The sequence below is a fragment of the Pseudomonas zeae genome (assembly GCF_014268485.2).
Lineage (GTDB): Bacteria > Pseudomonadota > Gammaproteobacteria > Pseudomonadales > Pseudomonadaceae > Aquipseudomonas > Aquipseudomonas neuropathica.
In genome coordinates this window covers 2,352,153-2,366,371 of record NZ_CP077090.1, presented here as the reverse complement: position 1 = coordinate 2,366,371, position 14,219 = coordinate 2,352,153, and the positions used below count along the sequence as shown (strand labels likewise).

General features: G+C 59.1%; 12 protein-coding genes. 5 read left to right on the top strand and 7 right to left on the bottom strand.

Features of this window, described 5'->3' with window-relative positions:
• Window positions 1-7 precede the first annotated feature (7 nt).
• The 5 genes from HU754_RS10515 (at window position 8) to cobA (ending at window position 8,362) form a co-directional block, all read left to right on the top strand.
• Window positions 8-1,678: a bifunctional protein-serine/threonine kinase/phosphatase gene (locus HU754_RS10515; RefSeq protein WP_186623451.1), complete on the top strand. Its 1,671-nt coding sequence runs from the start codon at window positions 8-10 to the stop codon at window positions 1,676-1,678.
• A gap of 421 nt (window positions 1,679-2,099) precedes the next feature.
• Window positions 2,100-4,553, top strand: coding sequence for a nitrite reductase large subunit NirB (gene nirB, locus HU754_RS10510; protein WP_186623453.1), 2,454 nt, complete (start codon window positions 2,100-2,102; stop codon window positions 4,551-4,553).
• Complete coding sequence (nirD, locus tag HU754_RS10505) at window positions 4,550-4,867, top strand: nitrite reductase small subunit NirD (protein WP_016985592.1); 318 nt, start codon at window positions 4,550-4,552, stop codon at window positions 4,865-4,867. The genes nirB and nirD overlap by 4 nt, the downstream gene beginning before the upstream one ends.
• Entirely contained in the window at window positions 4,867-7,581 is a 2,715-nt protein-coding gene (locus HU754_RS10500) for a nitrate reductase (protein WP_186623455.1), read from the top strand. The genes nirD and HU754_RS10500 overlap by 1 nt, the downstream gene beginning before the upstream one ends.
• A 13-nt stretch (window positions 7,582-7,594) precedes the next feature.
• Window positions 7,595-8,362 carry a uroporphyrinogen-III C-methyltransferase gene (gene cobA, locus HU754_RS10495; protein ID WP_093431781.1) on the top strand — a complete coding sequence of 256 codons (768 nt, stop codon included), beginning with the start codon at window positions 7,595-7,597 and terminating at the stop codon, window positions 8,360-8,362.
• Window positions 8,363-8,459: 97 nt separating this feature from the next.
• On the opposite strand, the gene HU754_RS10490 is transcribed toward cobA, so the two are convergent.
• From HU754_RS10490 to HU754_RS10460, 7 genes are all read right to left on the bottom strand, one after another.
• Window positions 8,460-9,494, bottom strand: a complete 1,035-nt coding sequence (locus HU754_RS10490) for an OmpA family protein (protein WP_034152869.1) — start codon at window positions 9,492-9,494, stop codon at window positions 8,460-8,462.
• 107 nt (window positions 9,495-9,601) lie between these two features.
• Window positions 9,602-10,192 (bottom strand): RNA polymerase sigma factor SigX, encoded by a 591-nt coding sequence (gene sigX, locus HU754_RS10485; protein ID WP_011333251.1) that lies wholly within the window; start codon window positions 10,190-10,192, stop codon window positions 9,602-9,604.
• A gap of 90 nt (window positions 10,193-10,282) precedes the next feature.
• The gene (locus HU754_RS10480; protein WP_007916401.1) at window positions 10,283-11,107 is read right to left on the bottom strand and encodes a mechanosensitive ion channel family protein; all 825 of its coding nucleotides are present in this window, start codon (window positions 11,105-11,107) and stop codon (window positions 10,283-10,285) included.
• 2 nt (window positions 11,108-11,109) lie between these two features.
• Window positions 11,110-11,358 carry a hypothetical protein gene (locus HU754_RS10475; RefSeq protein ID WP_008076827.1) on the bottom strand — a complete coding sequence of 83 codons (249 nt, stop codon included), beginning with the start codon at window positions 11,356-11,358 and terminating at the stop codon, window positions 11,110-11,112.
• A 63-nt stretch (window positions 11,359-11,421) separates the two neighbouring features.
• Window positions 11,422-12,417 (bottom strand): divalent cation transporter CmaX, encoded by a 996-nt coding sequence (cmaX, locus tag HU754_RS10470; protein ID WP_186623457.1) that lies wholly within the window; start codon window positions 12,415-12,417, stop codon window positions 11,422-11,424.
• A gap of 22 nt (window positions 12,418-12,439) precedes the next feature.
• Window positions 12,440-12,931 carry a ribonuclease E activity regulator RraA gene (rraA, locus tag HU754_RS10465; RefSeq protein WP_093431777.1) on the bottom strand — a complete coding sequence of 164 codons (492 nt, stop codon included), beginning with the start codon at window positions 12,929-12,931 and terminating at the stop codon, window positions 12,440-12,442.
• 224 nt (window positions 12,932-13,155) lie between these two features.
• Window positions 13,156-14,145: an alpha/beta fold hydrolase gene (locus HU754_RS10460; RefSeq protein ID WP_093431775.1), complete on the bottom strand. Its 990-nt coding sequence runs from the start codon at window positions 14,143-14,145 to the stop codon at window positions 13,156-13,158.
• Window positions 14,146-14,219 lie beyond the last annotated feature (74 nt).

The following is a 14,219-nucleotide window of genomic DNA, read 5'->3' as shown; positions in this document are numbered from 1 at the left end:
ACCTTCGATGGCCCTGCAACTGAGTTTCGCCGAAGCCAGCGCCACCGGTCCGCGCGCGGAGAATCAGGACGCTTTGCGTCTGGTCACGCCCGCGCCGGCGCTGGCGGCGAGCAAGGGTTATCTGTTCGCTATCGCCGATGGCGTCAGCCAGTGTGCCGATGGCGGACTGGCCGCGCGCTCGACCTTGCAGGCGCTGGCGCTCGACTACTACGCCACGCCGGAAACCTGGAGCGTGGCCCAGGCACTGGATCGCCTGCTGCTCGCGCAAAACCGCTGGTTGCAGGCCAACGGTGGTGGGCAACCGTTGCTCACCACGGTCAGCGCCTTGGTCATGCGTGGTCGGCGTTTCACCCTCGCCCACGTCGGCGATTGCCGGGTGTATCGCTGGCACGCCGACAGCTTGCAGCGAATCAGCGAAGACCACGTCTGGGATCAGCCGGGCATGCAGCATGTGCTCAAGCGTGCGCTAGGGCTGGATCAGCATCTGGTGCTGGACTTCCTTGATGGCGAACTGCGCGACGGCGAGTGCTTTGTTTTGCTCAGTGACGGGGTCTGGTCGACACTCGGCGATACCGCCATTGCGGCGATTCTGCGTGATCAACCGGATCTGCACAGTGCCGCGCAGACGCTGATCAACGCCGCGCATCTGGCGGGGAGCCAGGACAATGCCAGTGCTTTGCTGGTGCGGGTGGATGCTTTGGGTGAGGCCAGTATCGGCGATGCGCTGATTCATCTGCAGCAATGGCCCCTGCCGTCACCGTTGAAACCCGGTCAGTCGTTCGAAGGCTGGCAAGTGCTGGAGGTTGTCGCTCAGAGCCAGCAATCGCTGCTGTATCGGGTGCTTGATGGACAAGGTCAAACGTGGCTTCTGAAAACCCTACCCACGCGTTCCGCCGATGATTCCTACGCCGGGCAAGCACTGTTGTCCGAGGAATGGTTTCTGAAACGCGTAGCCGGTCGCCACTTTCCTGAAGTCCATGCCTGCCAGCAGCGTCAGCATTTGTACTACGTGATGCGGGAATATTCTGGGGCGACGCTGGCACAGCTGTTTCAACTGTCAGGCCCGCTGCCGTTGGCACAGTGGCAGGACATCGCCGAGCGACTGCTGCGCGCGGTCGGGCTGCTGCATCGGCGACAGATTCTGCACCGGGACATCAAACCGGAAAATCTGCACGTGGGCGACGACGGCGAATTGCGTCTGCTGGATTTTGGCCTGGCGTACTGCCCAGGCTTGTCCGAAGACGCGCCGTCAACGTTGCCCGGGACACCCAGTTACATCGCTCCGGAAGCATTTCGCGGTGATCCGCCAAGTGTGTCGCTGGATTTGTATGCGGTCGGTGTGACCCTGTATTTCTTGCTCACCGGGCATTTTCCCTATGGCGAGATCGAAGCGTTTCAGCGGCCGCGATTTGCTGTGGCAGTGAGTGCCAGTCGATTTCGGCCGGATCTGCCGGAATGGCTGGTGCAGAGTCTGGAGCGTGGGGTGGCGGCTGATCCGCAACAACGGTTTGAAACGGCTGAGGAATGGCTGTTGGTGTTGGAACAGGGCGAGCGGCGCAGTTTGAGTGTGCGGCCTCGGCCATTGCTGGAGCGTGAGCCGTTGAAGGTCTGGCGCACCATGGCGATCGTGGCTCTGCTGGGGAATCTGGTGTTGCTGGTTTTGTTGTTTCACGGCTGACACCGCGCCGCGTCGTTCGCGAGCAGGCTCGCTCCCACAGGGGGTTTGTGAACGACTCCGATCCCCTGTGGGAGCGAGCTTGCTCGCGAAGGGGCCCGCCCAATCACTACAAATCCACCTGCCTGAATGCCCCACGAACGAGCAACCCGCGTCGATTCAGTGCAAAAAATCCCCGTCAATTACCGCTCCCGCCCAATAAACACGCCATTCCCCCACTTGGCACAACCACTGCATTACCTCTCCCAACACACACATAAAGCCCAACCTTCAACGACGAAGGCTGCGCTTCCCGAGAGAACGGGACCAGGACAAAGGCGTCCTCGCTAGGCAACTAGCGGGACGCCTTTTTTGTTTGCGCAAAATTTCTCGAGCAAGGCCTGACTGCCCACAAGAGGCCAGCCGCAGCTCCCCGGAGAACCTGATGAAAAAACTCAAACTGGTGATGATCGGCAATGGCATGGCCGGGGTCCGCACCCTCGAAGAACTGCTCAAGCTGAGCAACGAGCTGTACGACATCACGGTCTTCGGCGCCGAACCGCACACCAACTACAACCGCATCCTGCTGTCGCCGGTGCTGGCCGGTGAGCAGACTTTCGAAGAGATCGTCCTCAACGATCTCGACTGGTACCTGGAAAACAACATCAAGTTGCTGCTCAACCGCAAAGTGGTGGAGATCGACCGGGTCAAACGCCGGGTGATCGCCGAGGACGGCACCGAAGCCGAATACGATCGCCTGCTGATCGCCACCGGCTCGACGCCGTTCATCCTGCCGATCCCCGGCAACACCCTGCACGGGGTGATCGGCTATCGCGACATCGCCGATACCCAGGCAATGATCGACACCGCTAAAACCCACAAACACGCGGTGGTCATCGGTGGCGGTCTGCTCGGGCTCGAAGCCGCCAATGGCCTGATGCTGCGCGGCATGCACGTCACCGTGGTGCACATCGGTGAGTGGTTGCTGGAACGGCAACTGGACAAAACCAGCGGCCAACTCCTGCAAACTGCCCTCGAATCCCGAGGCTTGCATTTCCGTCTGTGCGAACAGACTCAGGCGCTGCACGATGCGGGCAATGGCCGGGTCGGCTCGGTGCAGTTCAAGAACGGCGAGATCATCCCGGCTGATCTGGTGGTAATGGCTGCCGGTATTCGTCCCAACACAGAATTGGCGGAAAAGGCCGGCATCCCGTGCAATCGCGGGATTCTGGTCAACGACACGCTGCAAACCTACGACCCGCGCATTTATGCCATCGGCGAGTGCGCCAGCCACCGCGGCATTGCCTACGGTCTGGTCGCGCCGTTGTTCGAACAGGCCAAGGTCTGCGCCAACCACCTCGCACAACTGGGTTTCGCCCGTTATCAGGGTTCGGTGACCTCGACCAAATTGAAAGTCACCGGCATCGATCTGTTTTCTGCCGGCGATTTCATGGGCGGCGAAGGCACGGAAACCATCACCCTCTCCGACCCGATTGGCGGCGTGTACAAAAAATTGGTGATCAAGGATGACGTGCTGGTCGGCGCCTGTCTGTACGGCGATACGGCAGATGGCGGTTGGTATTTCCGGCAGATTCGTGAGAATCACGCCATCGGCGAAATCCGCGATCACCTCATGTTTGGAGAAAATGCGTTAGGCGACGTAGGACATCAAGGCCAGGACAAAGCCATGGTCATGGCCGACACCGCCGAAGTCTGCGGCTGCAACGGCGTGTGCAAAGGCGCCATCGTCAAAGCCATTCAGGAACACGGCCTGTTCAGCGTCGATGAGGTGAAGAAACATACCAAGGCTGCCAGCTCCTGCGGCTCCTGCGCCGGGCTGGTCGAACAGATCCTGATCAACACCGTCGGCGGTGCGGCGGACGTCAAACCGAAGAGCGAAAAAGCCATCTGCGGTTGCAGCGACCTCAATCACGGGCAGATCCGTCAGGCCATCCGCGAGCAACATCTGCTGACCATCGCCGGCACCATGAGCTACCTCAACTGGCGCACGCCGAACGGCTGCGCAACTTGCCGCCCGGCCCTCAACTATTACCTGATTTCCACCTGGCCGGGCGAAGCCAAGGACGATCCGCAATCGCGCCTGATCAACGAACGCGCCCACGCCAACATTCAGAAGGACGGCACCTATTCGGTGGTGCCACGGATGTGGGGCGGCGTGACCAATCCTTCGGAACTGCGGCGGATTGCCGACGTGGCCGACAAGTACAACGTGCCGATGGTCAAGGTCACCGGCGGTCAGCGCATCGATTTGCTCGGCATCAAGAAGCAGGACTTGCCCGGCGTCTGGAAAGACCTCGACATGCCGTCCGGGCATGCCTACGGCAAATCCATCCGCACCGTGAAAACCTGCGTCGGCAGTGAGTTCTGCCGCTTCGGCACGCAGAACTCGACGCAACTGGGCATCGAGCTCGAGCACGATCTGTTCAACATGTGGTCGCCGCACAAAGTGAAACTCGCCGTCTCCGGTTGCCCACGCAACTGCTCGGAAGCGGGGATCAAAGACGTAGGAATTATCGGTGTCGACTCCGGTTGGGAGATGTACATCGGCGGTAACGGCGGGATCAAAACCGAAGTCGCCGAGTTCTTCGTCAAGCTGAAAACCGCCGAGGAAGTCCGCGAATACAACGGCGCGTTCCTGCAGCTCTACCGCGAAGAAGCCTTCTACCTCGAACGCACCGTGCACTACCTGCAACGGGTCGGTATGGAGCACATCAAGAAAGCCGTGCTCGAAGACCCTGAGCGTCGCAAGGCACTGAACGAGCGCCTGCAATTCTCTCTGTCGTTCGAGCAAGACCCTTGGAAAGAGCGTCTGGCGCAGCCGCAACTGAAGAAAGAATTCGATGTAATCCCTGTGAAAAATCTGGAGGTGCCGGCATGAACTGGCTCGATATCTGCGCTCTCGACGAGATCAATGCCCTCGGTTCGCGAATCATTGCCGGGCCGAAAGGTGACATCGCGATTTTTCGTACAAGCGACGATGAGGTTTTCGCCCTCGACGATCGCTGCCCGCACAAGGGCGGGCCATTGTCGCAAGGTTTGATCTACGGCAAACGTGTGGCCTGTCCGCTGCACAATTGGCAAATCGACCTCGAATCTGGCGAAGCGCAGGCGCCGGACATCGGTTGCGCGCACCATCACCCGGCGCGGGTCGAAAACGGTCGTGTGCAACTGGCCCTGCGGGACGCCATCTGATGAACCGCCAGACGACCGCCTCGACCTGCTGTTATTGCGGGGTCGGCTGCGGCGTGCTGATCGAGCATGACGGCGAGCGCATCCTCGGCGTCAGCGGCGATCCGGCGCACCCGGCCAACTTCGGCAAACTGTGCAGCAAAGGCTCGACCCTGCACCTGACCGGCGACCTGGCAGCCCGCGCGCTGTACCCGGAACTGCGTCTGGGCAAAGGCCTGGCGCGCAGCCGAACGGATTGGGATACGGCACTGGAACACGCTGCCAACGTGTTCGCCGAGACCATTGCCGAGCACGGCCCGGACAGCGTGGCGTTCTATATCTCCGGGCAGTTACTGACCGAGGACTATTACGCTTTCAACAAACTGGCGCGGGCGTTGGTCGGGACCAACAACATCGACAGCAATTCGCGCCTGTGCATGTCTTCAGCAGTGGTCGGCTACAAACGCAGCCTCGGCGCCGATGCTCCTCCGTGCAGTTATGAAGACCTGGAACTCAGCGATTGCGTGATGATCGTCGGCAGTAACATGGCCTACGCCCATCCGGTACTTTTCCGTCGACTGGAAGAGGCAAAATCCCGTCGCGCACAGATGAAAGTCATCGTCATTGATCCACGGCGCACCGACACCTGCGACCTCGCCGATCTGCATCTGGCAATTCTGCCGGGCACCGATGTCGCGTTGTTTCACGGAATTCTGCATCTGTTGCTGTGGGAAGACTGGATCGACCGTGACTTCATCAAGGCGCACACCGGTGGCCTCGCCGACTTGAAAAATCTGGTGCGCGATTACACCCCGCAAATGGTTTCGCAACTGTGCGGGATCAGTGTCGAGCAATTGCAGCAATGCGCGGAATGGGTGGGCACCTCGCCGAGCTTTCTGTCGCTGTGGTGCATGGGCCTGAATCAGTCCACCGCTGGTAGCGCGAAGAACAGCGCGCTGATCAATCTGCACTTGGCCACCGGACAAATCGGCCGTCCGGGTGCAGGACCTTTCTCACTCACCGGTCAGCCGAATGCCATGGGCGGGCGCGAAACGGGCAGTTTGTCGAATCTGTTGCCGGGCCATCGAGACGCGGCCAACCCTGAACATCGCGCCGAAGTAGCGGCATATTGGGGCGTTGATCGGTTGCCGGAAAGTACCGGTCTCAGTGCCATCGAACTGTTCGAGCAAGTGCGCAACGGCAAGATCAAGGCGTTGTGGATTGCCTGCACCAACCCTGCGCAATCGATGCCGGACCAACATGCTGTGCGAGCAGCGCTTGAGACCTGCCCGTTTGTGGTTCTGCAAGAAGCCTTTCGCACCACCGAAACCGCTGCATTCGCCGATCTCCTGCTACCCGCCGCCAGTTGGGGCGAGAAAGAAGGCTCGGTGACCAATTCCGAGCGACGCATTTCCCACGTGCGTAAAGCCATCCTCCCACCGGGTGAGGCGCGGCCGGACTGGGCGATCACGGTAGATTTCGCACAACGTCTGGAGAAACGTCTGCGTCCCGCTGAGTCGAGCCTGTTTACGTTTAACCAACCTGCGCAGTTGTTCGATGAATTCAAAGGGCTGACCCGTGGACGGGATCTGGATATGTCCGGGATCAGCCACGCGCTGATCGACGAGATCGGACCGCAGCAATGGCCCTTCCCTGTCGGAGCGCGGCAAGGAACGCCACGACTGTACGAGGACGGGATTTTTCCGACCGCCAACGGACGTGCGCAATTCATATCCGACCCGTATCGCGCCGCTAAAGAGCAGCGCGATGCTCGCTTTCCACTGACGTTGATCACTGGCCGCTTGCGCGATCAATGGCACGGTATGAGCCGCACTGGCACGGCAGCGCAATTGTTCGGGCATGTCAGCGAAGCGGTGTTGAGCCTGCACCCGGACGAAATGCGCCGGCATCGTTTGCAGCCGGGCGATCTGGTCAACCTTAAAAGTCGTCGCGGCGCGGTAATCGTCGCGGTTGGCAGCGATGACAGCGTACGTCCGGGGCAAGCGTTTCTGCCGATGCACTGGGGCGACCGTTTTCTCAAGGGCGGTGTGAACAGCCTGACCCTGCCGGACTTTGATCCGCTGTCGAAGCAACCGGAGCTGAAACACAGCGGTGTGCGTCTCGAGCCGGTCAGTCTGCCGTGGCAACTTTTCGCACTGATCGAGGGTGATGTTCAACGGCATTTCGAGACGCTACGACCGCTCTGTGAGGCATTTTCCTACGTGAGTCTCAGCCTTGTCGGACGTGAACGATCGGCATTGCTGATACGCGCGGCCAGCAGCGAAGCTCCGAATGCGCAATTGCTCGGTGAAATCGACCAATGCCTGTCACTGATTGACGGCCCGGTATTGGCTTATGACGATCCTCGCCGCGCCATTGGCAAACGCGTGCGCATTGAAAACGGCCGGATCACTGCGATCCGATTGGCCGGTGAAACCCTCGCTCAGCATTGGCTGCAAGGGTTGTGGCTGGAAGGCCGTGCGGATGAACAACTGCGGCGCTGGCTATTGGCGCCAATGAGTGCGCCGCCGGGCAGTGTCGGGGCGCAAATGGCTGTGGATAAAACCCTGTGCAACTGCAAGAACGTCAGCCTCAGCGCGGTCTGCGCCGGCATTCGCCAAGGCCTGGATCTGCAGGGCTTGAAAAACCAACTGGGCTGCGGCACGCAATGCGGCTCGTGCGTCCCGGAAATAAAACGCTTACTGGCTGCCGACGTGCAGCCAGCCGCCGTTATCTGATGAGGGAAACACCATGAACGCAAAAGTCTGGCTGGTCGGCGCGGGGCCGGGTGATCCAGAACTGCTGACCCTCAAAGCGGTGCGCGCCCTGCGCGAGGCCGATGTGGTGCTGATTGATGATCTGGTCAACGACGCGGTGCTGGAACACTGTCCTGACGCCCGCATTATTGCGGTGGGTAAACGCGGTGGATGCCGTTCGACGCCGCAGGCATTTATCCATCGGTTGATGCTGCGCTATGCCCGCCATGGCAAGTGTGTGGTGCGGCTCAAGGGCGGCGATCCGTGCATCTTCGGCCGTGGCGGCGAAGAGGCGCAGTGGCTGCGTGAGCGCGGAGTTGAGGTGGAACTGGTCAATGGCATTACCGCTGGGCTGGCCGGGGCGACGCAGTGCGATATTCCGCTGACGTTACGCGGTGTGGCGCGCGGGGTGACCCTGGTGACTGCACACACCCAGGACGACAGCCAGTTGAACTGGCAGGCGCTGGCACAGGGGGGTACGACGCTGGTGGTTTATATGGGCGTGGCCAAGCTGGGGGAGATTCGCGATCAACTGCTGGCAGGCGGGATGGCGGCGGATACGCCGGTGGCGATGATCGAGAATGCATCGTTGCCAGAGCAGCGCGAATGCCGGAGTGATCTGGCGAGCATGAGTGATGATGCGTGTGCGTTTGGATTGAAAAGCCCGGCGATTCTGGTGATCGGGGCGGTGGCGGCTGTTGTTGAAGAGCAAAAGATCGCAGCCTGCGGCAGCTCCTACTTTGGATCTGCATTGGTCCTGTAGGAGCTGCCGCAGGCTGCGATCTTTTAAAGCTGCAAAGCCAAATTGCAGGCAAAGAAAAGCCCGGCCTAAGCCGGGCTTTTCTCAGAGCGGCAGCTAATTACTTAGCTTGAGCTTCAACCTGCGCTTCTACGCGACGGTTTACAGCGCGGCCAGCTTCAGTTTTGTTGTCAGCAACTGGGCGGGATTCGCCGTAGCCAACAGACTGAACGCGGGACGATTCAACACCGTACTGGTTGGTCAGAACTTGCTTAACGGCGTTTGCACGACGCTCGGACAGTTTCTGGTTGTAAGCGTCAGGACCGACGGAGTCAGTGTGACCTTCAACAGTAGTGGTGGTGGATGGGTACTGCTTCATGAAGTCAGCCAGGTTTTTGATGTCGCCGTAGCTGTTTGGCTTCACAACCGACTTGTCGAAGTCGAACTTAACGTCCAGCTCAACACGAACAACTTCAGCAACTGCTGGGCAGCCGTCAGCGTCAACAGTTACGTTGGCTGGGGTGTCCGGGCACTTGTCAACGTTGTCGCAAACGCCATCGTTGTCGCTGTCGGAGCAGACTTCAGCTGGTGCTGGAACTGGAGCAGCAGCAGGCTTGGAGCCGCCACCGAAGTTCACACCGATACCGACGCTAGGAGCCCACTCGGTGTCGCCCTGGTCGATGTTGTACTGAGCTTCAACGCCAGCACGGGCGTAGAAGTTGTCGGTGAAGTACAGCTTGGCACCAGCGCCAACGTTGGCGAAGGTGGAGCGGTCACGACCGCCGGAACCGTTCTGACCGATGCTCTGATCGGAGAAACCAGCCGATACGTATGGACGCAGCATGTCGCCTGGGTTGTTGAAGTGGTACAGAGCGTCCAGAGCGGTGTTAGCGCCCTTGATGTTACGACCGTCGTCGGAACGCACGTTGTGCACTTCGTCGTAGCCCAGACGCAGTTCAACGTCGTCGGTCAGGAAGTAACCGATCGAGCCGCCGAACAGGTTGCCGTTGTTCTTGAAGTTACGAGCGCTGTCGAATTGTTCTTTCTTTGCGAAGCCTTCGATTTCAACTGCGCCTTGGCCTTGTGCCAGAGCGCCGAACGAAGTGGCGGCAATCAGAGAACCAATGGCCAAGCCCAAGGTGTTTTTCAGTTTCATCCGTTAAATCCCCATCTGGTGATTGTGAAGCAGTCCCGCAAACCGGGGGACAACTCGGCGGCAAGTCTATCAGAACTTGCCTACACGTAAGAGATATTTGCGCTGAACTAAGTTTCAGCAATGCCTGCAAATTTCTCACGCAATTTATCTAGAGCACGTTTGTAACGCATTTTTGTCGCACTCAAACCCATGTGCATGATGTCTGCGATCTCCTGAAATTCCAGCTCTGCGACAAATCGAAGCACCAGAATTTCACGGTCAATCGGGTTCACATACACCAGCCAGCGATCAAGCCCGCCCTTCTCCTCGGGTTTCGGCGCCTTTTCTTCGGACGCTTCCTCGAGGGGGTCAAGACTCAATGCGTCCATCAAGCGACGCTTTCGCCGTTCCTTCCGATACTGCGTAATACATTCGTTGTACGTGATGCTGTAGAGCCACGTTTTGAACTTCGATTTCCCCTCGAAGTTCTTCAGGCCATACAGCACCTTCAACATGACTTCCTGACAGACATCGTCTGCGTCGCGATCGTTCCCAAGATATCTCGCACAAACGTTAAATAATGTTCGCTGGTAACGCCGCATCAGTTCTTCATAGGCGCGCGTTACGTGAAAAAGCTCGGTATGCGAGCGCGCGACCAACTCCTCATCAGAGAGCTCGCGGGGGTCGTAGCGCGTGGATAGCGTTTGGGCTTTATTCAAAACAAGTCGTGCCGACAGTCAGGTCAATGTCCGCCGCAACCAGCATCAGCTGGCATTTTGCGGCGGCATACATTAGCAGGGTTTGCCGGATTAGCGGCTACTCACATGCTGTTCCAGCAGGATCCGATTGGAAAGAGAGACTAGCTCACCCTCATCGGTCAGCAATGTGGTTTTAACCGTGCCGATCTCCTCGATCTGGCCTTCGACCTCGCCAACACGCACTTGTTGCCCAACCTGATACAACTCACGCACATAGATTCCCGCAAGAATCTGACCGGCAATTTCCCGGCTTCCCAAACCCATGGCCAGCGCAACGGCCAGACCAACGGTAATCAAAACGATGACGATCACATGGTTCAGCAGGTCAGTCTTGACCTCAAGCTGACTGATCGCGACCGAGATGCTGATGATGATCACCAGCCCTTGTGCAATTCGCCCCAGCCCCGAAGCGTAGTCCAGGCCTACGCCCTCTGCCGCCCCGCGCACCAGCCCGTTGGCCAGTTGCGCGAGCAAAACACCTACCAGCAATACCAGCGCCGCGCCGAATACTTTCGGCAAATAGAGCGCCAACATATCCAGCGTAGCCGAAACTCGCTCAAGGCCAAGGGATTCTGCTGCAGAAACCAGGAAAATCAGCAGGACGAACCAATAGACGATCTTGCCGATCAGGGTCGAGATCGGAACTTGCAACCCGGCGCGCGACATCAATTTGGTCAGCCCGGTGCCACCCATCAGGCGATCAAGACCGAGCTTGGCGAGCAGTTTGGACAGCAGGGTATCGAGCAGCTTGGCCACCACGAAACCCAACAGCAGCACGACCAGTGCGCCGAACAGGTTCGGGATGAAGTTGGCGACTTTGGTCCACAACGCAGTCATTGCCGTGACGAGGCTCTGAGTCCAGAGATCAAGTTCCATATTCAATCAGCCTTATCAGCAGTGCGAGCGGTAGGTTTACGAAGACGGGAAACCGGCGAGACATGCGCCGATCCATTATTCAGGGCGATCATCAGCGCGGGCAGCCAGCGGCCCAGCAGGCTGAACAGATCACCGGCGCCAACCTGGCGGTTGGCGGTTTTGAGTACGCGGCCCAGGCACGCATCGTCGTCGCGGCTGGACGGCGAAGCGTTGAGCATGTCGCGCAAAGACTGTTCAAACGGATCGTGCATACGCACCTCTCGTGATGTCTGTGAAAGACGCGGGCAGATTTGGTCGGGTCACATGCGCCATCTTCATACCCAGCGCAAACGACGGAATAACCACCACTGACCAAAGGCCAGGGCGAGCACCGTCAAACAGGCAATCAGGAAACCATAAGGGCTGCTGGAGAACGGAATTCCGCCGACGTTTATACCCAGCAAACCGGTGATAAAACTCATCGGCAAAAAGATGCAGGTGATGATCCCGAAGCGGTACATCGTGCGATTCATACGCTCGCTCAAGCGCCGGTCTTCGGACTCCAGCACAAGCCCCACGCGCTCTCGGGTCAATTCGAGCTCTTCGAGATAGCGGGTCAGGCTGTTGTTCAGTTCGTTCCAGTAATCGGCATCGTCATCGACAAACCAAGGCAGTTTTATCCGCGTGAGTTGTCCGAAAATATCCCGCTGCGGCGCGAGAAATCGCTTTAGTCCGGCCGCCCGGCGACGGATGTGCAAAATGGCACCATGCTCGGGAGTATACCGTTCGTCGGCATCCATCTTTTCTTCTTCCTCATCGGCGATTTCCGAGAGGCAAGTGACCAGATCCTGCACCTTATTGGTGAGGAACTGCGCCAGATAAAGGATCAGTTCGGAGGAGGTTTTCGGGCCGTTGCCGTCGGCCAATTGCGCCAGCAGCTCATCGGTGGCGCGCAACGGGCGCAAACGCAGGGAAATCACCCGTTGGGCAGATGCGAAAATCCGCACCGAGACCATGTCTTCCGGCTCGGCGCCCGGGTTGAGATTGACCCCGCGCAGAAACAGCAACAGTTCGGCATCCGGCAGCGGCAACAGGCGCGGCCGGGTGTTCTCTTCCAGCAGCAGATCGCAGGTGAATTCATTGAGCCCGCTGGATTTGCGCAGCCAGGTCTGGGTCTGCGGATGGCTGCGATCCCAATGCAGCCACAGGCTTTCATGGGCCTGCAGCTGCAAATCGTCGAGCTCAGTCCGGGCTATCGAACGCGCACCGCCTTTTCCGTCCAGCACCAGGGCATGCACCAGCCCCCACTGCGCGTTTTCTTCCTCGAACATCCGCATCCCTTTGTCGAAAAGCTTATTCAGGCATCTTCAGCGGACTCGGCGAGATGATCACGCCGTTGTTGTCCGCATAAATGTAGTGGCCCGGGTGGAACGTCACACCGGCGAAAGTCACCGGGACGTTGAGGTCACCGATACCACGTTTTTCAGTTTTCATCGGATGGCTGGCCAGCGCCTGCACGCCCAGATCGGTCTGGGCGATGACGTCAACGTCACGGATGCAGCCGTAGATCACCAGCCCTTCCCAACCGTTTTTCGCCGCCTTCTCGGCGATCATGTCGCCCAGCAGCGCACGGCGCAGCGAACCGCCGCCATCGACCACCAGCACCTTGCCGCTGCCCTTGAGTTCAGCCTGTTCCTTGACCAGCGAGTTGTCTTCGAAGCATTTGATGGTCACGATTTCGCCGCCGAACGAATCACGGCCGCCGAAATTGCTGAACATCGGTTCCAGCACCTGTACCAGCTCCGGATAGGCGTCGCACAGATCAGGCGTAAGGTAATGGTTCATCGAAAAACTCCTGTAAAAAGGAAAACGATCAAGGATGCTGCGTTCTGAGGAGACGAGTTTCGGTGGTCGTTGTTTACCTTAGTCCATCCCATGGTCGCTGAACGAACCTGAACAAACCCTGAAACGTAATAGCTAAACCGCCACCAAAAATGACCAGATCCGCACATCGCGTCATATCTTAGCCGCAAGCCAACCCGAACGAAATCCCTTCAAGGCCTTCGCACTCACACGGCAGCGGCCAGATCCGGCTTCTCGCCCAACAATGGCGTGTGCTGATCGTTCAACCAAAGCGCCACCAATGGCCAGACCTCGGTCTGCGCCGCTTTGCTCACCAACATCTCGACATGGCCGAAATTATCGTTGAAGCCCTGCTCGCGCCCCAGATTGATGAACTGCTTGTGCTCGGAGCCGATCTGCTCGAACAATTTTCGACAGGCCCAGGCCGGATCCTGATGATCCCCTGCTGCGGTCACCGCTAGCACTGGCACTTGAACATCGGCCAGCCCCGCCCACCAATCCTTGTCCTTGTCGCCAAAACGACCGAACAAGCCGTACCAGCGCATGCTTTCCAGCGCCAGACCGATCGGCTCATCTTCCGGGCCACGCTTGAGACGCGAACCCGACAATTGCGCAAAACGCTTGAGGATAAAGCGCCCGCTCCACTCCACTGGCGGGATTTTCAGTGGCCAGTAGGTGCGGCTGACCTGGGTGCCGAAAAACGCCGCCGAGGCCACTGCCGGCTCGCCCAGGTATTCGCCACCGAGCGCCGCCGCCAGGGTGATACCGCCCAGCGAATGGCCTATCCAATGCGGCACTTGCCCGCTCTGCTCACGCACGAACGCGGCAATCGCCGGCAGGTCGTAGCGGGCATAGTCGGCCACGCGATTGCGCCGGTATTCCTCATTGCGCTGCGACAGGCCGTGGCCGCGCATCTCCGGAATCCACACGTCGAACCCCAGGCGCGTCAGATATGCGCCCAAGCCCAGGCCTTTGGGTGAGAACCAGAAGCGCCGATTGGAAAAACTGCCGTGCAGCAGAATCACCGGCACACCGCGAGGCGTCGAGTCATCGGCCATGCCCAAACGGGTCACAGCGATTTCCACGGACCAGTCGGGACTGTTGCCGGGTTTCAAGCGATACACGTCTTCGCTCAGATCACCACGCCGTTCGGCGCTGATCAGGGCGACAGGAAATAAGTTGCTGCTGCTTTGCATAATGCTCTTGCACAAAAAAGGGCGGCATCTACAGGAGCCCGCCCTACTTGAATCTCAAGGCCCGCCCCTGAGAG